17 protein-coding genes are annotated in these 21,480 nt (G+C 67.2%); 13 read left to right on the top strand and 4 right to left on the bottom strand.

Translation table 11 applies throughout. The annotated features are described in order from the left end of the window. Positions 1-15 precede the first annotated feature (15 nt). From M2299_RS08910 to M2299_RS08945, 8 genes are all read left to right on the top strand, one after another. Complete coding sequence (locus M2299_RS08910; RefSeq protein WP_025876153.1) at positions 16-375, top strand: VOC family protein; 360 nt, start codon at positions 16-18, stop codon at positions 373-375. Between the two features lie 32 nt (positions 376-407). After that, entirely contained in the window at positions 408-1,178 is a 771-nt protein-coding gene (gene truA / locus M2299_RS08915) for a tRNA pseudouridine(38-40) synthase TruA (RefSeq protein WP_025876154.1), read from the top strand. After that, positions 1,175-1,831, top strand: a complete 657-nt coding sequence (locus tag M2299_RS08920) for a phosphoribosylanthranilate isomerase (RefSeq protein ID WP_025876155.1) — start codon at positions 1,175-1,177, stop codon at positions 1,829-1,831. The genes truA and M2299_RS08920 overlap by 4 nt, the downstream gene beginning before the upstream one ends. 168 nt (positions 1,832-1,999) lie before the next feature. Then, on the top strand, positions 2,000-2,674 hold the full coding sequence (locus M2299_RS08925) for a DUF1449 family protein (protein ID WP_032975011.1): 675 nt from the start codon (positions 2,000-2,002) through the stop codon (positions 2,672-2,674). After that, positions 2,671-4,689, top strand: a complete 2,019-nt coding sequence (locus M2299_RS08930; protein ID WP_025876158.1) for a hypothetical protein — start codon at positions 2,671-2,673, stop codon at positions 4,687-4,689. Before M2299_RS08925 ends, M2299_RS08930 begins: the two co-directional genes overlap by 4 nt. Positions 4,690-4,771: 82 nt before the next feature. Beyond that, positions 4,772-10,150, top strand: coding sequence for a DNA repair ATPase (locus M2299_RS08935; protein ID WP_280884225.1), 5,379 nt, complete (start codon positions 4,772-4,774; stop codon positions 10,148-10,150). A 5-nt stretch (positions 10,151-10,155) separates the two neighbouring features. Further along, the gene (locus M2299_RS08940) at positions 10,156-10,854 is read left to right on the top strand and encodes a hypothetical protein (RefSeq protein WP_280884226.1); all 699 of its coding nucleotides are present in this window, start codon (positions 10,156-10,158) and stop codon (positions 10,852-10,854) included. A 43-nt stretch (positions 10,855-10,897) separates the two neighbouring features. Next, complete coding sequence (locus M2299_RS08945) at positions 10,898-12,007, top strand: toxic anion resistance protein (RefSeq protein WP_032975007.1); 1,110 nt, start codon at positions 10,898-10,900, stop codon at positions 12,005-12,007. A gap of 185 nt (positions 12,008-12,192) precedes the next feature. Here the strand turns inward: M2299_RS08945 and M2299_RS08950 are convergent, their stop codons facing one another. Beyond that, positions 12,193-13,080 (bottom strand): LysR family transcriptional regulator, encoded by an 888-nt coding sequence (locus tag M2299_RS08950; protein ID WP_280884227.1) that lies wholly within the window; start codon positions 13,078-13,080, stop codon positions 12,193-12,195. A 96-nt stretch (positions 13,081-13,176) separates the two neighbouring features. On the opposite strand from M2299_RS08950, the gene trpB reads away from it, so the two are divergent. The 5 genes from trpB to glmM all read left to right on the top strand — a co-directional run bounded on the left by trpB (position 13,177) and on the right by glmM (position 18,327). Beyond that, on the top strand, positions 13,177-14,394 hold the full coding sequence (gene trpB, locus M2299_RS08955) for a tryptophan synthase subunit beta (protein WP_032975005.1): 1,218 nt from the start codon (positions 13,177-13,179) through the stop codon (positions 14,392-14,394). Then, on the top strand, positions 14,391-15,068 hold the full coding sequence (locus M2299_RS08960; protein WP_280884228.1) for a hypothetical protein: 678 nt from the start codon (positions 14,391-14,393) through the stop codon (positions 15,066-15,068). The genes trpB and M2299_RS08960 overlap by 4 nt, the downstream gene beginning before the upstream one ends. A gap of 1 nt (position 15,069) precedes the next feature. Continuing rightward, the gene (gene trpA / locus M2299_RS08965; RefSeq protein WP_140228026.1) at positions 15,070-15,879 is read left to right on the top strand and encodes a tryptophan synthase subunit alpha; all 810 of its coding nucleotides are present in this window, start codon (positions 15,070-15,072) and stop codon (positions 15,877-15,879) included. Positions 15,880-16,087: 208 nt separating this feature from the next. Then, complete coding sequence (gene accD, locus M2299_RS08970; protein ID WP_032975002.1) at positions 16,088-16,963, top strand: acetyl-CoA carboxylase, carboxyltransferase subunit beta; 876 nt, start codon at positions 16,088-16,090, stop codon at positions 16,961-16,963. Next, complete coding sequence (glmM, locus tag M2299_RS08975) at positions 16,963-18,327, top strand: phosphoglucosamine mutase (protein ID WP_025876178.1); 1,365 nt, start codon at positions 16,963-16,965, stop codon at positions 18,325-18,327. Before accD ends, glmM begins: the two co-directional genes overlap by 1 nt. 72 nt (positions 18,328-18,399) lie before the next feature. Here the strand turns inward: glmM and galE are convergent, their stop codons facing one another. From galE to M2299_RS08990, 3 genes are all read right to left on the bottom strand, one after another. After that, the gene (gene galE / locus M2299_RS08980; protein ID WP_099843180.1) at positions 18,400-19,407 is read right to left on the bottom strand and encodes a UDP-glucose 4-epimerase GalE; all 1,008 of its coding nucleotides are present in this window, start codon (positions 19,405-19,407) and stop codon (positions 18,400-18,402) included. Between the two features lie 70 nt (positions 19,408-19,477). Then, positions 19,478-20,335 (bottom strand): polysaccharide deacetylase family protein, encoded by an 858-nt coding sequence (locus M2299_RS08985; protein ID WP_033831646.1) that lies wholly within the window; start codon positions 20,333-20,335, stop codon positions 19,478-19,480. After that, positions 20,328-21,467 carry a glycosyltransferase family 4 protein gene (locus M2299_RS08990; protein WP_180830897.1) on the bottom strand — a complete coding sequence of 380 codons (1,140 nt, stop codon included), beginning with the start codon at positions 21,465-21,467 and terminating at the stop codon, positions 20,328-20,330. The genes M2299_RS08985 and M2299_RS08990 overlap by 8 nt, the downstream gene beginning before the upstream one ends. Between the last annotated feature and the right edge of the window lie 13 nt (positions 21,468-21,480).

Genomic DNA, 21,480 nt, shown 5'->3' on the forward strand with positions numbered 1-21,480 from the left:
CGACAAGGACCTGCGATGACCCGCGAACGCCGTCTCGACTACGTTGAATTCGCCTCGAGCGACCCGGCTGCGAGCCGCGCGTTCTTCGAGGTCGTGTTCGGCTGGTCGTTTGTCGATTACGGCAGCGACTACACCGCTTTCGATGATGGCCGCCTGCAGGGAGGCTTCTTCCGTGGCCAACCGCAACGTGCCAGCGAAGGCGCGCCACTGCTGGTGCTGTATGCCGACCAGCTGGCGCCGATGGAAGCGGCGGTGCGCGCGGCCGGTGGTCAGATCGTGCGGACCGTGTTCTCTTTCCCTGGCGGCAGCCGTTTCCAGTTCGTCGAGCCCGGTGGCAACGAACTGGCGGTCTGGTCCGAGCGCGACCCGGCCTGAGCGCCGCCCCACCCGCAATATCGAGGTAGCACATGCGTTACGCGCTCGGCGTCGAGTACGACGGCAGCGATTTCAGGGGATGGCAGAACCTGGGCGAGGGCGGACCCAGCGTCCAGGCCAGCCTGGAACAGGCCCTGTCATCGGTGGCCGATACCCCGCTGCAGGTGGTCTGCGCCGGCCGCACCGATGCCGGCGTGCACGGCCAGTGCCAGGTCGTGCACTTTGACACCGACGTGGTGCGTGATCCGCGCGCGTGGATGCTCGGCACCACCACCCGCCTGCCGCGTTCGATCGCCGTGCGCTGGTGCGTGCCGGTGGCCGACGATTTTCATGCCCGTTTCTCCGCCCGCGCACGACGTTATCGCTACCGCCTGCTCAATCGCGAAGTGCGCCCGGCGCTGGGCCGGCAGACCCTGAGCTGGGAGCGGCGCCCGCTCGATGCCGAGCGCATGCACCTGGCCGGGCAGGCCCTGCTGGGCGAGAACGATTTCAGCGCCTTCCGCTCGGTCCAGTGCCAGGCCCTGCATGCCCGGCGAGAGCTGCAGTCGCTGCAGGTCAGCCGCCACGACGACGTCATCGAGGTGGCGGTGCGCGGCAATGCATTCCTTCATCACATGGTCCGCAATATCGTCGGTTCGTTGATACTGGTCGGCAGTGGCGAGCAGCCGGTGGAGTGGATCGCCGAACTGCTGGCCGGGCGCGACCGCACCGTGGCCGGTCCCACCGCTCCTCCGCAGGGACTGGTGTTCCTGGGGCCGCTGTACCCCGACAACTGGCATCTGCCCGCCGAGGTAACGCTATGAGCCGCTCCTACTACCGTACCCGCATCAAGTTCTGTGGCATGACCCGTGCCGGCGACGTGCGCCTGGCCGGCGAGCTGGGCGTGGATGCGGTGGGCTTCATCTTCGCCCGCGAGAGCAGCCGCCGGGTCGCGCCTGCCGAAGCGCGCGCGATGCGCCAGGCGATCGCACCGATGGTCGACGTGGTGGCGCTGTTCCGCAACAACAGCAGGGAAGAAGTGCGCGAGGTGCTGCGTACCGTGCGGCCGACCCTGCTGCAGTTCCATGGCGAGGAAGACGAGAGCTTCTGCCGCAGCTTCAACATGCCTTACCTGAAGGCGATCGCCATGGGCGGGCGCGAGGAGATCAATGCGCGCACCCTGCAGCTGCGCTACCCCAGCGCCGCCGGCTTCCTGTTCGACAGCCATGCGCCGGGCGGCGGCGGCGGTACCGGCGTGGCCTTCGACTGGTCGCGTATCCCCACCGGCCTGCACCGGCCGTTCCTGCTGGCCGGAGGCCTGACGCCGGAGAACGTGCATGACGCCGTGCTGGCGACCCTGCCGTGGGGCGTGGATGTCTCCAGTGGCATCGAACTGGAGCCGGGCATCAAGGACGGCTACAAGATGCGCACGTTCGTCGAAGAAGTCCGGCGCTCCGATTGCGCCGTGCTGGATTGAGACATGGTCACTTCCGAGGTGTCCGGTCTTCACATTTGAGCCTGCACACCCTCTTCACATAGGATGATCCCAAGCGTGCTGGCCATGAGGGCCGGCACGAGGATCGACGGAGCCGCTGGTGGCGTGCTCCGAACGGGCGCCTGGCGCCCCCGCCCAGGAAGGCAAGCGATGCAGGAATTCCTAACCGTCGTACTCGGTTATCCGACCCTCCCGTACAGCGTCGCGCTGGCGGTGGCTGTTCTGTATTGGGGGATTGCCGCCTTTGGCCTGGTCGATGACGGTTTCGGCGAGGCCGGTGCCGATGGCGCCCTTGAAGGCGATGCCCATCTCAGTGGCCTGTCAGCGCTGCTGGCGCGCTGGGGCCTGGGCGGCGTGCCGCTCATGGTGGTGGTGACGCTGCTGAGCCTGTTCGCCTGGACCCTCACCTACTTCATCCATCTGTACCTGCTGCTGCCGTTGCCCGACCTGCTGCGCTGGTCATTGGGCACCGTCGTGGCGGTGCTTGCACCCCTGCCGGCCGTGCCGGTCACCGCGCTGCTGCTGCGTCCCATCCGCCGCTTCCTGCTGCGCCTGCGCCCTGTGCCGCAGGCCTCGCTGCTGGGCCGGGTCGGCGTGGTCGCTTCGCCGAAGGTCGACGCACGCAGTGGCCATGCCACCGTCGATGACGGCGGTGCCGGCCTGGTCCTGCAGATCCGCAGCGACATCGAACTGCAGCGCGGCGAGCGCATCGTGCTGGTCGAGCACGTGGCTGCACAACACCATTACCGGGTGGTCCGCGCCGACGCGGTCGCCCTCGACTTCCAGGACAACCTGCTTCCGGGCAACAAGGAGAAACATCAATGACGTTGGCATCCGTGCTCCCCTTCCTGATCATCGTGGGCGGCGTCCTCGCCCTCCTGCTCGGCGTGGCGGGTCTGTTCAAGGCGTTCTACCGCAAGGTCGACCAGGGCGTGGCCCTGATCGTCAACGACATGAGTTCCACCCCGAAAGTGCATTTCACCGGTGCGCTGATCATTCCCGTGCTGTACCGCGCCGAGCTGATGCGGATCAGCCTGATCACCCTGCAGATCGACCGTCGCGGCAAGGAAGGCCTGATCTGCCGCGACAACATGCGCGCCGACATCGCCGTGGCGTTCTACCTGCGCGTCAACGAGACCCAGGCCGACGTACTGCGCGTGGCCAAGGCGATCGGCGCCGACCGCGCGTCGGACAAGCATGCCGTCGATGAGCTGTTCAACGCCAAGTTCTCCGAAGCACTGAAGACGGTCGGCAAGAAGTTCGATTTCACCGAGCTGTTCGAGAAGCGCCAGGAATTCCGCGACGAGATCATCGCGGTGATCGGCAACGACCTCAATGGGTATGTGCTGGAAGACGTGGCCATCGACTACCTGGAGCAGACCCCGAAGTCGCTGCTGGACCAGTTCAACATCCTCGATGCGCAGGGCATCCGCAAGATCACCGAGCTGACCGCTGCGCAGAACGTGGTGACCAACGAGCTGGAGCAGAACGAGAAGCTGGCCATCACCAAGAAGAACGTCGAAGCCCGCGAAGCACTGCTGGCCCTTGAACGGCAGCAGGCCGAAGCCGAGGCACGGCAGAAGCGCGAGATCGAGACCATCCGTGCGCGCGAGGAAGCCGAGACCGCCAAGGTGCAGGAAGAGCAGCGCCAGCTGTCCGAGAATGCCCGCATCGAAGCGCAGCAGGTGATCGACATCCGCGAGCAGAACCGCATGCGCGAAGTTGAAGTGGCCGAGCAGAACCGCCAGCGCGCCGTGGCCATCGAAGCCGAGCGCGTCGAGCGCGCACGCCAGCTGGAGCAGGTCACCACCGACCGCGAAGTGCAGCTGCAGGGCGTGGAGCGCGACAAGGTGGTCGAGCAGGGCAAGATGGACGTGGCCAACATCACCCGCGAACGCATCTCCATCGACAAGACCGTGGCGCAGGAAGAAGAGCGCATCAAGGAAGTGCGCGAAGTCTCCGAGGCCGACCGCCAGAAGCAGGTGTTGATCCTGGAAGCCGAGGCGAAGGCGCAGGAATCGCTGGTGCGCGAAGTGAAGGAAGCCCAGGCCCGCGAGACCGCCTCCAAGCATCGCGCGGTGGAGCTGACCACGCTGGCGCAGGCCGAGCACGAAGCCGCCGGCAAGCAGGCCGAGGCCAAGCGCCTGCTGGCCGACGCCTTCCGCGCCGAGCAGGCCGCACCCGGCCTGGCCGAAGCGCAGGTACGCGAAGCGTCGGCGCTGGCCATCGAGAAGGTCGGCATCGCCGAGGCGCGCGTGATCGAAGCCAAGGCCGAAGCGAACCTGAAGCAGGGCAGCAACGAGGCGCGCGTGCTGGCCGAGACGCTGCAGGCACAGGCGCAGGGCGAGGAGAAGATGGGCCTGGCCCGCGCCACCGCCACCGAATCGCTGGGCAACGCCGAAGCCGGCGTGGTGCAGAAGAAGCTGTTGGCCGAGGCCGAGGGCCTGGTCCGCAAGTTCGAGGCCATCGCCTCGCTGAGCGACCAGGCGCGCGGCCATGAAGAATTCCGCATGATGCTGGACAACAGCCTGAAGCAGGCGCTGGCCTCGATCGAAGCCGGCAAGGAAGTCTCGCGCGAGAACGCCGGCGTCATCGCCAGCGCGCTGCGCAACGCCGACATCGACCTGGTTGGCGGCGACGGCGGCATGTTCGAGAACCTGATCAAGGCGGTTTCGCTGGGCAAGTCGATCGAAGGCTTCGCCGGCAAGAGTCCGATCGTGCAGGACCTGATGCAGCGCTACCTGGGCGTCAACGTGGCCGACAATGCACCGCGGCAGATCGCCGAGGACGCAGAGACCGTGCCCGTCGCGGCGACCGTTGTGGTCGACAGCGCGCGCTGATCCACCCGGCGATGGCCATCGCCATCGCCCACCCGTGCCGGCCGCATCGACGGCCGGCCGTCCGTGAGCCGGAAACCTGCTGATGTCCGAAACCAAACCGTCCACCGAGTCCGTCGCACCAGAGGCTGCCGGCGATACCGTCGACCAGGCCGTAGCCCAGGGCGGCGCCTATGAAGTCCTGCGGCGCCGTCTCGGCGAACAGGGCCAGCGCCTGCAGGCCGTTGCCGAGCAGCTGAACCGCCAGCGCCTGGCCGAGTTCGGCGACAGCCGCCTGGAGGTGGTCGGCCGTTTCCGTATCCGCAGCGAGAACAACTGTGTCGGCCGCGACATCGTCCAGGTCGGCCCGGATCGCCTGCTGTTCGGCTACAACGTGTTCATCGGGCTCAAGACCCAGACCCGCATCGAAGATGTGTTCGGTCTGTACCGGCTGGTACAGGGCGCTGATGGCTACGACGTCGCTGCCCTTGAACTGAAGGGCAGTTTCCTGGACCAGCCCGGCTTCGTGCATGACTTCAACGAGCTGTACGCGTACTACAAGCATGCGCGCCTGCTGCAGCTGATCGTGGTGGGCGACAAGCTGCTTGCCTCGTTCCAGATCGGCGAGCGCAGCAGCGACGTGCGCGTGTTCCGCTGGGCGTTGTCACGCGAAGGTGAACTGACCTATCTCGATGCGCGCGGCGAGCGTGACATCGCCTTGCCGCCACCCTTCGATTTCGAATGGACCCGCGCCACGCGCGACCTTGCCGTCAACGGCCGCCATTCGCATCTGAACATCCTCGATACCCTGTTCGTGGAAACCACCGGTGGCGATCTCACCATCAAGGTGGAGAACAACACCGAAACCGGGCAGGGCATCTACAGCGAACCGGTGGAGGACAGCACGCAGTCGCTGGACGACGCCCAGTTCGAGTTCGCCCGGGTCGGCTCGCTGGTGCTGCTGAAAGTGCTGCCCTACCGCGAAACCGAATGGCGCGGACTGATCTACAACACGCTTACCGGCGACATCGTGCGCAACGATGCCATCGTCCAGGCCTGCGTGCAGCTGCCCGAAGACCACGGCATCATCTTCCCCGGCGGCTATTACCTGCAGGGTGGCGAGCACAAGGCGTTCGACGCCTCGATGGATGGCATGCAGTTCAAGCGCAGCATCCGTTCGCCCAACGGCGAGGACGTGCTGTACATCTTCTACGAGCGCGAAGGCGGGCGTTCGGCGCTGTTCGTCTACAACACCATCCAGCGCGTGCTGCAGAACCCCGTGTTCGGCCACGGCTATGCCTTCATGCAGGACGGGCGCATGGTGCTGTTCCATGCCGAAGGCACCGAGCCGACCCGCATCCATCCGATGCAGGTCTGGCAGACGCCTTTCAGCAGCGATGAGTTCGCCGCCAGCCGTCCGCCCGGCAATACCTTCATGGGGCGCATCGGCAACGCCGAGCTGGTTCGCGGCATCTCCAACCTGTTCAACCTGGCGCGCGAGATCGACGGCCAGGATGTATCGGTGCAGCGCTACCAGCGCCTGGTAGCCGACACCCGGCGGCTTTTCGATGCGCATCATTGGCTGGGTGACGAGGCCTGCGATGGCGCCGAGGCCCTGCTGCGGCAGATCAGTGCCACCGGCGAATCGGTGCTGGACGAATACGAAAAGGTGCAGTCGATCCGCCAGCAGTCGGCCCAGGCAATGGCCGAGGCCGAGGCCACGCACAAGGCGCTGCTGGGCCGGCTGCAGCCGGAAAACTGGAACGAGGTGCAGGCCTTCGTCGAAGCGCTCAACGCGATCACCGCACTGCGCGGTCGACTGCTGACCATCCGCGAACTGCGCTACATCGATACCGCGCGCATCGAGGCGATGGCCGCCGAGCTGGTGCAGGCGCACGACCGTGTCGGCGCCGCCACCGGTGCCTTCCTTGCCGGCGATGCAGCACTGGCCCCCTTGACCGCCCGCATGCAGGCGCTGGACGAAGCCGCACAGCAGGCCGCCAGTGCACGCCAGCTGGATGAGCAGCTGGACGGCCTGCGCGGCATGGCCGGCGATCTGGACATGCTGTCCGAGCTGATGGCCGGGCTGAAGGTCGACGATGCGACCGCGCGCACCCGCGTCGTCGAATCCATCTCGCTGCTGTACGGGCGCCTGAACCAGGCACGCGCACGCGCCGAACAGCGCCGCAAGTCGCTGGGTTCGGCCGAAGCCGTGGCCCAGTTCGCCGCCCAGTTCGCCCTGTTCTCGCAGTCGATCACCAGCGCGCTGGCGATGGCCAGCGACCCTGAGCGGGCCGACGAACAGTTGTCGCGCCTGCTGGTGCAGCTGGAAGAACTGGAAAGCCAGTTCGGCGAGCACGAGCAGTTCCTCGGCGACATCCTGAGCAAGCGCGAAGAGCTGGTCGAAGCCTTCGATACGCACAAGCAGGCCCTGCTGGACGATCGCCAGCGCAAGGCGCGCTCGGTGCTCGATGCCGCCAACCGCATCCTTGATGGCCTCGGAAAGCGTACCGAGCGGTTCGGCACGGCCGACGAGCTCAACGCTTTCTTCGCCGGCGATCCGCTGATCCTCAAGCTGCGTGAACTGGCCGAGCGCCTGCGTGCGCTGCGCGACAACGTCAAGGCAGACGATGTCGAGGCGCGCCTGAAGGGCGTGCGCGACCAGGCCGTGCGCCAGCTGCGCGACCGCAGCGACCTGTACGAGGCCGGCGGCAACGTGGTCCGCCTTGGTCCGCGCCATCGATTCAGCGTGAACACCCAGGCGCTGGACCTGACCCTGCTGCCACGGGGTGAAACCCTCGCCATCCACCTCACAGGCACCGATTTCCTGGAGACCCTGCACGATCCCGAGCTTGATGCGCTCAAGCCGTTCTGGCTGGTGACCCTGGATTCGGAATCGGCAGCGATCTACCGTGGCGAATACCTGGCCGGGTGCCTGTTGCTGGCTGCGGAGGAGGGCCGCGATGGCCTGGACCTGGCCCAGCTGCAGCACGATGCAGCCGAACCGGAAGCGCTGGGCCAGCGGGTCCGCGCCTTTGCCGCGCCCCGTTACCGCGAGGGCTACGAGCGCGGTATCCATGACCATGACGCCGCCCTGATCCTGCGCGCGCTGTTGCCGCTGCAGCAGGCCGCCGGACCGCTGCGGCATTCGCCCCATGTGCGTGCGTTGGCACTGCTGTTCTGGGCCGCGCGGCAACGCGATGAAGCCGTGGCGCAGTGGCCCGGCCGGCAGGCCGGTGCGGAGGCCATCGCGCGCCTGTTCGGTTCCGATGAGGGGCGCCAGGCCCTGCGTGCGGAAATGGCCAAGGCGCTGCATGACCATGCACTCGCGCATGCACTGCCGTTCGATGCCGCCGCCGCCGATGCAGCAGCGGCATACCTGGGCGAAGAACTGGTGGCCGGCGAGCCGGTGTTCAGCACCAGCCGGCACGCGCAGGCATTGCTGGACGCGCTGTCGCAGCAACTGGAGCAGGCGGGCCAGCGTGATGCGCTTGAACGTGCGCTGCAGCGCTCGCAGGATCCGCTGGCCATGCGCTGGGCATTGGCCGGGCAATGGCTGCGGGCGCTCGCCGGGCTGCCGGCACAGTCGGCGCATGCCGGCTATGTCGAAGAAGCAGCGGCATTGCTGCTGGTGCAGCGACAGCTGCGCACCCGTGCCAGCGATGCACCGCTGCAGGCGGAGGTCAGCGGCCTGCTGGGTGAACACGCCCGCATCCACAACGGCAGCCTGACCGTGTCGCTGGACGATTTCCTGGCACGCCTGCAGCATCACCTGCAGGCGTTCGTACCGGCCTTCCATGCCTATCAGGCGGTGCGCCAGGGCATCATCGGTCGCGAACGCGAAACCCTGCGGCTGTCGGAGTTCAAGGCCCGGCCGTTGTCGTCCTTCGTGCGCAACAAGCTGATCAACGACGTATATCTCGGCGTGATCGGCGACAACCTGGCCAAGCAGATGGGTACCGTTGGCGAGAACAAGCGCAGCGACCTGATGGGCCTGCTGATGATGATCTCGCCGCCCGGCTACGGCAAAACCACGTTGATGGAGTACGTGGCACATCGCCTCGGCCTGGTCTTCATGAAGATCAACGGCCCGGCGCTGGGCCACGAAGTGCGGTCGCTGGATCCGCAGCAGGCACCGGACGCCACCTCGCGGCAGGAGCTGGAAAAGCTCAACCTGGCGCTGGAGATGGGCAACAACACCATGCTGTATGTCGATGACATCCAGCACACGCACCCCGAGTTCCTGCAGAAGTTCATCTCGCTGTGCGATGGCACGCGCCGCATCGAAGGCGTATGGCGCGGCCGTACGCGCACCTACGACATGCGTGGCAAGAAGTTCTGCGTGGTCATGGCCGGCAACCCGTACACCGAATCCGGCGAAGTGTTCAAGATTCCGGACATGCTGGCCAACCGTGCCGACATCTACAACCTGGGCGATGTGCTCGGTGGCATGGAAGCAGCCTTCACGCTCAGCTACATCGAGAACAGCCTGACCTCCAACCCGGTATTGGCGCCGCTGGCCACGCGCGAGATGGCCGACCTGTACCTGCTGGTCGACCGCGCGATGGGCAAGGATGTGTCCACCAACGGCTTGAGCCACGCCTACAGCGGCGCCGAGATCAACGAGATCACCGCCACCCTGCAGCGCATGCTGCAGGTCCGCGATGTGGTCTACAAGGTCAACCAGCAGTACATCGCCAGCGCTGCCCAGGATGACCGCTATCGCACCGAGCCGCCCTTCCGCCTGCAGGGCAGCTACCGCAACATGAACAAGCTGGCGGAGAAGATTTCGCCGGTGATGAATGACGACGAGCTGCAGCAGCTGATCTCCGACCACTACCTGGGCGAAGCGCAGCTGCTGACCACCGGTGCCGAAGAGAATCTGCTGAAGCTGGCCGAGCTGCGTGGCGTGCTCGATGAAGAACGCGCGCAACGCTGGGCGCAGATCAAGCGTGATTTCCTGCGCAACAAGGCAATGGGTGCCGGTGACAGTGATGTCGGTGGCCGCGTGGTCGCGCAGTTGGCCGACATCGCCAGTGCGTTGCAGCTGCCACCGCCGCCGCCGCCGGCAGAGGTGGCCGTCGTACCGGAGCCTGCGCCATGGCCCGCCCTGCTGGCAGCGCTGCAGCGCCTGGCCGATGCACGTCCGGCCAGCGCGCCGGCTGCCGCCGTACCGCAGGCCGCAGCCACGCCATTGGCCGAAGACCTGCAGGCTGGTCTGGCACCGCTGCTGCAGCTGCTGGTCGCCTCGCAGGAACAGCAGGTGCAGTTGTCGCAGACGTTGGCGGCGTTTGCCGGGTGGGCCCGGCAGCAGGTAACGGCCGATGTGGCCACGACCGACACGCGTCGTCGCCCGCGGGTGCGTCGTGCAGCGACTCCGGAAGAACGTGCGCTGGACGAAGCGCTGATGCGCCACTTCTACGGTGAATCATTGCCGCCGGAAACGGTGGCTGATGACGGCCCACGGCCGCCGCCACTGCCGTGACCTGCGTGCGCTCCCTACCCCAACCCACGCTTCCGGCGCGCGCCGATGTGGCCACGCTGGCAGCGTATGGCAGCCACTTGCTGCAGGTATTGGCCGAGCCTGCACCGTTGCAGGCCGGCGCGGAAGGCGAGGGACTGGTGGCTGCGCTGGCGCGGATCGCATTGGCGTTGCAGGCCAGCGATCCGGCGCGCCTGCGCCGGCAGGAGAGCTGGTGGGGGCGCCTGCTCGGCCGTGACGTTGAACGCCAGGCACAGGCGCAGGGGCTGCAGGCGCAGCTGGGCGTGCTGGCGCTGCAGGCGCGCGAGCAGGCGCAGGGTCTCGCGCAGCGTGTGCAGCAGCGTGCCCGGGCCATCATCGACAACGATGCCGCTGCCGCCGCGTTGGAGGCCTGGGCCACGTTCGGCGCCGCGCAGCTGGCGACACTACAGGGAGCTGCGCAGGTCGCGCTGGCCCCACGCGTGGACCATCTGCAGCGGCTTGCCACGCTGCGACGCATCGAAAGCGGGCAGTGGCGGCTGCTGCAGGAGCAGGACGAAGCCCTGCTGCAGCGCTTCGTCCGCATCCACGATGTCCTGCTGCCGGCCTGGCGCCAGGCCGCATTGGCGCGCCAGGCACTGGCGCAGGCTGCACAGGCCGAGCAGGCAGCCACGCTGCAGGCCCAGATCGACGACGAAGTAGCCGCTGCTCAGGCTAGACTGCCCTGAGCCGGCCGCCGCTGCCGCTTATCCACCGCAAGGACACTGCCCGATGACCCAGGACAGCCAGAACTCCGGCACGCTCGTGCCCGCCACCACGCCCGCCCCTGAACTTGATGACAGCACGTTGAAGGCCCTCGGCCTGGTCCGCGACGACCTGCCGCGCATCGCCGAAATCGGCCGCGAGCTGGAAGACCTGCGTCCGGGCAACCTGCAGGTGTTCGGCCGTGAAGCCGCCGCACGCACAACGGCCTTCTCCAGCCAGCTGCTGGACCAGGTGCGCAACCGTGACCTCGACGCCAATGGCGAGAAGCTCGGCGAAGTGGTGCGCATCGCGCGCGAGCTCAAGCTGGATGGTTTTTCCCAGCGCTCGAAGGTGCCGTTGATCGGTGGCCTCATCGATCGCCTGCGTTCTTCCAAGGGCGAGCTGGTGCAGAAGTTCAGCGATACCAATTCGCAGATCGAACAGCTGCTCGGCGACGTGGGTGCGCAACAGGCGCTGATGGGCAAGCGGGTAAGCGATTTCGACCGCATGCATGACATCGTCCGCGAGGAGCGTCATGCGCTGGGCCTGTATGCCGCCGCCGGCAAGCAGCGCCTGGCCCAGCTGCAGTCCGAGCAGTTGCTGGGGCAGGGCAGCGATGACCCGCAGCAGCGCATCCGCCAGAGCGAGATCGACAATGCGATCCGCCTGATCGAGAAGCGCGTCTCCGACCTGCAGCTGATGCAGCACGCGGCTGACCAGTCGCTGCCGATGATCCGCCTGATCCAGGCCAATGCGCTGCAGCTGATCGAGAAGTTCAACACCGTCCGCGACATCACCATCCCCTCGTGGAAGCGTCAGTTCGCGATCCAGTTGTCGCTGGGCGAACAGAAGAACGCTGCCGAACTGGCCAATGCCATCGACGATGCGACCAATGAGCTGATGCGACGCAATGCCGACCTGATGCGCCAGGCGTCGGTGGACACCGCACGCAGCAACCAGCGCGGCGTGATCGACGTGGCCACGCTGCGCCACGTCCACGATCAGCTGATCGCTACCGTCGAGGAAGTGCGCAGCATCCATCGCGAGGGCATGCAGCAGCGGCAGCAGGCCGAAGTCGAGCTGTCGCGCCTGCGCGAGGACCTGCAGCAGCGCCTGGCGGCGCCGACGGCGTCGTAATCGTGCTTCGCAGCGTCGAGCTTGCTCGATCGCTGCCGGTTGGCCTTGTGTAGAGCCGAGCCCACGCTCGGCTTCCGGGCGAAGCAAGGCGTGTTCTGCAGCTCAACGCAACCGGGCACGGGTCCGGATCTACAGTAGCCACATCTGCGGCCATTCCCCGCAGCGGCAGGCCGGCAGAACCCGGTTCAACGCAACTGCCCTACCGCCCAATCGGCCAACGCGTCCACGCGCGCATCGACAGGGCCGTCCGGCCGCGCCAGCACCCAGAACCCGCCGGTCGCGGCAAATCCCCACGGTGCCACCAGCCGCCCGGCTGCCAGATCCTCGGCCACCAGTGGCTCCGGCGCGATCGCCGGGCCCAGCCCCGCTACCGCTGCTTCCAGCAGGTAGTACAGGTGTTCGAAGCCGGTGCCGAGCTGCAGCTGGGCCGGGTCCAGCCCGTGCGACTGCGCCCATGCAGGCCACGCCTGCGGGCGCGAACTGGTGTGCAGCAGCGTTTCCCGCAGCAAGGCCGACGGGGGGACATGGCGCAACCGCTGCGCCGCCGGGTGCGAGGGCGCCACCACCACACCCACCCGTTCCGGTGCCAGCTCGCGCACCTGCCAGCCGCGCGGCCATGGTCCCTGTGCCAGCAGCAGCACCGCATCCAGCGTGGCCTGCGCCTCGGTGAAACTGCCATCCAGGGCCGACCACTGCAGGCGCACGCCGGGCAGGGCAGCCTGCAGTGCCGGCAGCCGCGGAATCATCCAGCGCGCCAGCACGCTGCCGCTGCAGCCCAGCACCAGGGCCGGCTCCGCGCTTGGCCGCCGCAGTTCGCGCACGCAGTCTTCAATGCCGCCGAACGCCTCGCTGCAGGCCTGTTGAAGGCGGGTGCCGGCGGCGGTCAGGCGCAGTCCGCGGCCGGCGCGCTGGAACAGGGCCAGGCCCAGATGGTCTTCCAGCAGCTTCAGTTGCCGGCTGATCGCGCCATGGGTCACATGCAGCGCCTGGGCCGCGCGGCCAACGCCGCCCAGACGTGCGGTGGCCTCGAACGCCCGCAGGGCATTCAAGGGCGGCAGTGGTGACGTGCTCATGTGAGATTTCCTGACGGGATAGGCCAGATAATATCCATTTTCCGGACACAATCCGTGCGCTAGAGTATCCACCTGTCTGAACGACCGGTCGTCTCCATGCCTGACTCTCCCATCGCCGATTTCCATGCCTTCCCTGACGCCCAGGGCCACTTCGGCCGTTACGGTGGCAGCTTCGTCGCCGAAACCCTGGTCGGCCCGCTGCAGGAACTGGCCCAGGCCTATGACCAGGCCCGCCAGGATCCGGCGTTCCAGCTGGCCTATGACCGCGACCTGGCCCATTACGTTGGCCGGCCGAGCCCGATCTACCATGCTGAACGATTGAGTGACCACGTCGGTGGCGCCCAGATCCTGCTCAAGCGCGAGGACCTGAACCACACCGGCGCGCACAAGATCAACAACACCATCGGCCAGGCGCTGCTGGCGGCGCGGATGGGCAAGAAGCGCATCATCGCCGAGACCGGCGCCGGCCAGCATGGCGTGGCCAGTGCCACCGTCGCGGCGCGGCTGGGCCTGGAGTGCGTGGTGTACATGGGCGCCACCGACATCGAGCGGCAGAAGATCAACGTCTACCGCATGAAACTGCTCGGGGCGACGGTGGTGCCGGTGACCTCCGGCTCGGCCACCCTGAAGGACGCCCTCAACGAAGCGATGCGCGACTGGGTCACCAACGTGCAGGACACCTTCTACATCATCGGCACGGTAGCGGGTCCAGACCCGTACCCGCGCATGGTGCGCGACTTCAACGCCATCGTCGGCCGCGAGGCACGCGAGCAGATGCTGGCCGAGTACGGTCGCCTGCCTGATGCGATCACCGCCTGCGTCGGCGGCGGCAGCAATGCGATCGGCCTGTTCCATGCCTTCCTCAACGACCGCCAGGTCGAGATCGTCGGCGCTGAAGCGGCCGGTGATGGCATCCACACCGGCCGCCACGCAGCTTCCATCGCCGCCGGCCGCCCGGGCGTGCTGCACGGCAACCGCACCTATGTGCTGTGCGACGACGATGGCCAGATCATCGAGACCCATTCGGTGTCGGCCGGCCTGGATTACCCGGGTGTAGGCCCCGAGCATGCGTTCCTGGCCGACAGCGGCCGTGCGCGCTACGTCGGCATCACCGACGAAGAGGCGCTGCAGGCCTTCCATCTGCTGGCCCACACCGAAGGCATCCTGCCGGCGCTGGAGTCCAGCCATGCGCTTGCGCAGGCGATGAAGCTCGCGCGCGGGCGTCCGCGCGACCAGATCGTGCTGTGCAACCTGTCAGGACGTGGCGACAAGGACGTGCATACCATCGCGGCGCGCGAAGGGCTGGTGCTGTGAGCGCACTGATGCGCAGCACGGGCGTGCTGCTGGTGCTGGGCCTGGCCGCGTGCCAACCGCCGGAGCCGCCGGTGCTGGCGCCGGCGGCCAAGGCTGCTGCGCAACCGGCGCAGCCGATGGCGGCCAACGATGACGTCGACCCGATTGCGAGCACGCCCATCGATGATCCACCGGCCTCGGCTGTGGTCTCCAGCGATGACGCGCCCGCCGTGGCGTCGGTGGCGCTGGATCATGCCGGCGAGGTGCTGATTGGTCAGCACATGAGCGACCTGAAGGCCTTCGGGCCGTGGAAGGCAATGGGCGCGGTCGAAGCCATCGGCGGCAGTTGCGAGTACTACGACGGCAAGGGGCTGCCGCCCGGCGTGTCGATGATGACCGACGAAGACCGCGTGGTCCGTTTCGATCTTGGTCCGGGCGAGGACGCCAAGGCGCCGGTCGACCAGCCGGGTCCGTTCGGACTGCGCATCGGCATGACGCGGGCGCAGGCGGTGGCGCAGTTCCCCGGCGCGCCGGTCTCCAGCCCGCATGCCTACGACGGCGATCAGGGCGAGTACCTGACCTGGCAGGATCCGGGTTCCGACCTGGGCATCCGCCTGGAAGTGTTTGAAGGGAAGGTCATCCTGATGTACTGGGGGACCAGCGAAGCGATTGAACTGATTGAAGGATGTGCCTGAGATGCCTGTTTCCCGACTCGATGACTGTTTCCAGCGCCTGCGCCAGCAGCAGCGCAAGGCCCTGATCCCCTTCATCACCGCCGGTGATCCCTCGCTGGAAGCCACGGTGCCGGTCATGCACGCGCTGGTCCAGGCCGGTGCCGATGTGATCGAACTGGGCGTGCCGTTCTCCGATCCGATGGCCGACGGCCCGACCATCCAGCGCAGTTCCGAGCGCGCGCTGGCCCGCGGTGCCGGCAACCGTTACGTGCTGCAGGCGGTGGCGCAGTTCCGGCAACAGGACACGCAGACGCCGGTGGTGCTGATGGGCTATCTCAACCCGGTGGAGATCCACGGTTACGTGGCGTTCGCCGAAGCGGCGGTGGCGGCTGGCGTGGACGGCGTGCTGCTGGTCGACCTGCCGCCGGAAGAGGCCGGCGAAGCCCAGCAGGCCTTCGACGCTGCAGGCCTTGCGCTGGTTCTGCTGGCATCGCCGACCACCAGCGAGGCACGCGCCGACAAGCTGCTGGCGCTGGCCCGTGGCTATCTGTACTACGTCAGCTTTGCCGGGGTCACCGGCGCCTCGGAACGACTGGACAGCGACGCGGCCAGCGCACGCCTGCAGGCGCTGCGGGCCAGGGCCAGCGTGCCGGTGGTGGCCGGCTTCGGCATCAAGGACGCAGCCAGTGCGGCGGCCATGGCGCGCCAGGCCGACGGCGTGGTGGTCGGCAGCGCACTGGTGGCGGTGCTGGCCGAAGCGACCTCCACCGAGGATGCGGCGCAGCGCGCCGCAGCGTTCCTGGCTCCGCTGCGGCAGGCGCTGGATCAGTAATGGTAGCGCCGGGCCATGCCCGGCGGTGGGGCGCGCAAGAATATCCGCCGGGCATGGCCCGGCGCTACCCAGCACCTAAACGTACGTCCCAGCATGGTTTTTTCCAGCGGGCCCAAGGCCGGGCAGGGGGTGCACGGGCAGGGAAAGCGGAGCTAGACTGTCCGCCTTTGCGGCCCCCGGGCCGCCCTGAACGGAAGTGTCCTCCCGCATGAGTTGGCTCAGCAAGTTGATGCCGTCTGGCATCCGCACCGACAACACCCCCAGCAAGAAGCGCAGCGTCCCCGAGGGCCTGTGGGAAAAGTGCAGCAACTGCGGCAGTGCGTTGTACCGTCCGGAGCTGGAAGAGAATCTGGAGGTCTGCCCGAAGTGCGGCCACCATATGGCCATCCGCGCGCGCGCCCGTCTGGCTGCGCTGTTCGACGCCGACAGCACCACCGAGATCGCTGCCCGCCTGGGGCCGACCGACCTGCTGAAGTTCAAGGACCAGAAGAAGTACAGCGAGCGCATCAAGATCGCGCAGAAGAACACCGGTGAGTACGACGCGCTGATCGCCATGCGCGGCCTGCTCAAGGGCCGTCCCCTGGTGGCCTCGTCCTTCGATTTCGCCTTCATGGGGGGCTCGATGGGCTCGGTGGTCGGCGAGCGCTTCGCCCTTGCCGCCGAGACCGCCGCCGAGATCGGCGCACCGTACGTGTGCTTCTCCGCCAGTGGCGGCGCGCGCATGCAGGAGGGCCTGTTCTCGCTGATGCAGATGGCCAAGACCTCGGCCGCGCTGGGCAAACTGCGTGAAGCCGGACAGCCGTACATTTCGGTGCTGACCCACCCGACCACCGGCGGTGTGTCGGCATCGTTCGCCATGCTGGGCGACATCAACATCGCCGAACCGCGTGCACTGATCGGCTTCGCCGGCCCGCGCGTGATCGAGCAGACCGTGCGCGAGAAGCTGCCGGAAGGGTTCCAGCGTTCGGAGTTCCTGCTCGAGCACGGCGCCATCGACCAGATCTGTGACCGTCGTGAACTGCGCGACCGCCTGGCCGACCTGCTGGCGATGCTGCGTCGCGAGCCGGCACCGGAGGAAGCTTGATGGGGGGCCGCAAGTACTTCGGTACCGACGGCATCCGCGGTCGAGTCGGCCAAGGGGCGATCTCGGCTGATTTCGTGCTGCGCCTGGGCAACGCCCTTGGCCGCGTGCTGGTCGCCCAGCGCGGCCAGGAGGGGCGCCGTCCGATCGTAGTGATCGGCAAGGACACGCGGATCTCCGGCTACATGTTCGAAGCCGCGCTGGAAGCCGGGCTGGTCGCTGCGGGCGCTGACGTGCAGCTGCTCGGCCCGATGCCGACCCCGGCCGTTGCTTTCCTGACCCGTACCTTGGGCGTGGACGCGGGCATCGTCATCAGTGCGTCGCACAACCCGCATTACGACAACGGCATCAAGTTCTTCTCCGCCCAGGGCGAGAAGCTCGACGATGCCACCGAGCTGGCGCTGGAAGCCGCATTGGACGTGCCGTTCACCACGGCCGTTTCGGAAAAGCTCGGCAAGGCCTCGCGTGCACGCGAGGCCGTCGGCCGTTACATCGAGTTCTGCAAGTCCAGCGTGCCGCGCGCGTTCGATCTGCGCGGTGTGCGCCTGGTGCTCGACTGCGCGCATGGCGCCACCTACCAGATCGCGCCGCTGCTGTTCCGCGAACTGGGCGCGGAGGTCATCGGCATCGGTGCCGAACCCAATGGCGTCAACATCAACGACGGCGTCGGGTCGACCCACATCGACAACCTCGCTGCCAAGGTGCGTGAGACCCGCGCCGACCTGGGCATCGCCTTCGACGGCGATGGTGACCGGGTATTGATGGCCGATGACCGCGGCAACCCGGTCGACGGCGATGACCTGGTGTACATCCTGGCGCGCGCATGGCAGGCCGAAGGGCGCCTGCGCGGTCCGGTGGTCGGTACCCTGATGAGCAACTTCGGTCTGGAAAAGGCCCTGGCCGAGCTGCAGATTCCGTTCCAGCGCAGCAACGTCGGCGACCGCTACGTGCATCAGGCACTGGTGGAGGGAGGCGGCGTGCTCGGCGGCGAAGCGTCCGGCCATCTGCTGTGCCTGGACCGGGCCACCACCGGCGACGGCATCGTCAGTGCCCTGCAGGTGCTGGTGGCGCTGAAGCAGCAGGGAAAGAACCTGCGCGAAGCGCTGCAGCCGTTGTCCAAGGTGCCGCAGAAGACGGTCAACGTGCGCCTTGGCGATGTCTCGGCCAAGGCCACCGTGCAGGCCGAGAGCGTGCAGGCTGCGCTGCTCGAAGCGCAGCAGGCGGTATCCGGTCGCGGGCGTGCCTTCCTGCGTCCTTCCGGCACCGAACCGGTGGTGCGGGTCACGGTCGAGGCCGATGACGCGACGCTGATGCAGGACACCCTGGACCGGCTTTCGGCGGCGGTCAGGACAGCGGCTGCGGCCTGAACCCTGTCGCTGGATCGAACCGACAACATGGCCGCTTGTGCGGCCATGTTGCTGTCTGCCGCAAGCAAGGCATCAGACGCTGCGCGGCATCTCCGTCTGCCATTTCCAGGTGTCGCGGCACATGTCCTCCAGGCCATGGCGCGCGGTCCAGCCCAGCTCGCGCAGGGCCAGGGACGGGTCGGCAAAACTCACCGCGATGTCGCCGGTACGGCGACCGGTGATCCGGAACGGAATCGGCCGGCCGACGGTCTGCTCGAAGGCCTTGATCAGTTCCAGCACGCTGTGGCCCTGGCCGGTGCCCAGGTTCAGTGTGATGCTGCGGCGCTTGTCGCGCAGGTACTGCAGCGCCAGCACATGGGCCCGCGCCACGTCCTGCACATGGATGTAGTCGCGTACGCCGGTGCCGTCACAGGTCGGATAGTCATCGCCGAATACCTGCACTTCGGGCAGCAGGCCGGCGGCCACCTGGGCGATGTAGGGCATCAGGTTGCTGGGCGTTCCGTGCGGCAGCTCGCCGATCAGCGCGCTTGAATGCGCCCCCACCGGGTTGAAGTAGCGCAGCGTTGCCACATGCAGCGACGTATCGGCGCCGACCAGGTCGGACAGCAGCTGCTCCACCACCAGCTTCGAACGGCCATAGGGCGTCATCGCGCAGGTCGAGGCCGTTTCGGCCACCGGGCAATGGTCCTGGTCGCCGTACACGGTTGCCGACGAGCTGAACACGAACGTGCCCACGCCGGCATCGCGCATGGCGCCGAGCAGGGCGAGGGTGCCGCTGATGTTGTTGTCGAAGTAGTCCAACGGCATCTGCCGCGATTCGCCAACCGATTTCAGCGCGGCAAAATGCAGTACCGCATCGATCGAATGCTCGCGCAGCACCGCGGTGATCCGCGCACGGTCACGCACGTCGGCCTGTACGAACAGCGGCGCGATGCCGGTGATGTCGCCGATCCGGCCGATCACCCCGGCGTCGCTGTTGCACAGTGAATCGACGACGACCACCGCATGGCCCTGCTGCTGCAGTTCCACGCACGTGTGGGAGCCGATGAATCCAGCGCCGCCGGTAACCAGAACGTTCATTTCCTGTAGTCCTTCCACTCTGTTGGAGCTTCCTTGCCGAAGCTGTGCCAGCCCAGTGCTGGCAGCGCCATCACGGCCCCGGCACCATCTTCTTCTGCCGCGCCTTGAAGCCGTTGAACAGCGGTGCGATCAACGGGTTGTAGCTCCACGCGATGCGCTTGCGCAGCCAGCTTGCCGGCCGGTTGCGGATGGCGAAGCGGTAGATGCGCTCGGGATCGCCGCCGACCACGTTGCGGCCGAAGGGATGGGTGGTATGCAGGTAGCGGAACCCCTGCTCACGTGCCACTTCGATGTAGTCCTGGTCGAAATCGCCGTACGGCCAGCACAGGGTGTCCGACACTTCGCCCAGCTTCTCCAGCAGCACTTCCCTGGCCATCGACAGGTCGCCACTGATGCCGGCGCGGCGCTGGGCGCGATCCAGGTCCTGGCGGCGCAGCCAGCGCGTATGGGTGTGGGTGTGGCAATGGATCTCGAACGTGCCCGCCTCGATGGCTGCACGTGCTTCGCTCCAGCGCATCATCACCTCGTCACTGCGGCCCTGCTTGTAGATCAGGTCTTCGCAGGCGCGATGTTCGGGCGTTTCCGGCAGCGTGGCGCCGGCGATGCCGGCATGCGGGCGCATCGGCCCCTCGTGCATCCAGCCGGTCACCACGAACACCACCGCGTGCATGCCGTACTTCTGCAGGATCGGATGGGCGTAGACCCAGTTATCCAGGTAGCCATCATCGAAGGTGATCACGATCGATTTGCGCGGCACCGGCTTGCCGGCCAGGAAGCCGGCGTACTGGTCCAGCGTCAACGAGGTCCAGCCGGTGCGCGCCAGCCAGGCGATCTGGCTTTCGAAATTCTCCGGCGACACCGTGATCATGCCGGGCGAGTTGCTGACGTGGTGATGCATCAGCACCGGTACGGTTCTGGCATTAGCCATGACCCAGCTCCTTCATCCATTGGTGGTAATAGTGTTCGGTGGCTTCAGCGTGGCCTTCGGGGCTGAAACGCTTGGCGCTGCGGATCCAGTCCCAGCCGGAACGTCCCATCTGCCGGCGACGCTCGGGATCGTCCACCAGCAGCCGCAACGCGCCGGTGAGGGCGCCGCTGTCACCCAGTCGAGTGAGGATGGCATTGCTGCCTTCCACCAGCATTTCAGGCACGCCGCCGACCCGATGCGACACGATCGGCAGGCCGGCCTGGGCCGCTTCCAGGAACACCGTGCCCGATGCTTCCTTGTGTGTGGCCAGGGCGAAGATGTCAAAGCCGGGCATCAGCTGGCTGGCATCGCTGCGGAAGCCCAGCAGATGGACCTGGTGCTGCAGGTCGTGCTCGGCGCACGTGGCCTGCAGGCGCTGCATCACTGCCTGGCCATCGCCGACCACCACCAGATGCAGGCGGGGATTGGCCTTGCACAGCGGCACCATGGCCTGCAGCAGTTCGGCGTGGCCCTTGGGTTCGCGCAGCACGGCCACGCAGCCCACTACGATGTCCTGTTCGTCGAATCCGAGCTCGGCGCGCACGCGTGCGCGCGCCTCCTGCAACGCCTGCCAGGAGGGCTCATGCGTGGCGTCGGTTGGCGCAACCGCCATCGGCGGCACGATGCCGATGTGATCGGCGGGAATGCCACGGTCGGCCAGCAGTTGCTTGACGAAATTGCTCACCGTGATGACCCGGTGCGGCAGGCCGGTGTAGGTCAGCAGCGAATTCACCGGGCTCATCAGGTGGCGCGAGCGCACTACCAGCGGTGTGCCGCCCAGGCGTGCGCCCGCGGCGGCAATCAATGCATCGCGACGGCTGGTGGTGTTGACCACGTCGTAGCGCTCGCGGCGGACCAGCCGTGACACCGACCAGATGCCGCGCAGCAGCCGGGCCAGGCCGCCCATGCGCAGCGTATGCACGGTGAAGCCATCATCGCGCGCGCGCTTTGCCAGGCGCGCGTCCGGCTGGCACAGCAGGGCGACGTCATGGCCGCGCGCGCGCATCACCTGCATGTGGCGGAAAATGTAGATCTCCTGCCCACCCATGCCTTTGGCGGCTTCGGTATGCAGGATGCGCAGCGGACGGTTCATGGTGGATCAGTCC

The sequence above is a fragment of the Stenotrophomonas sp. 1278 genome (assembly GCF_029892765.1).
GTDB classification, from domain to species: domain Bacteria; phylum Pseudomonadota; class Gammaproteobacteria; order Xanthomonadales; family Xanthomonadaceae; genus Stenotrophomonas; species Stenotrophomonas indicatrix.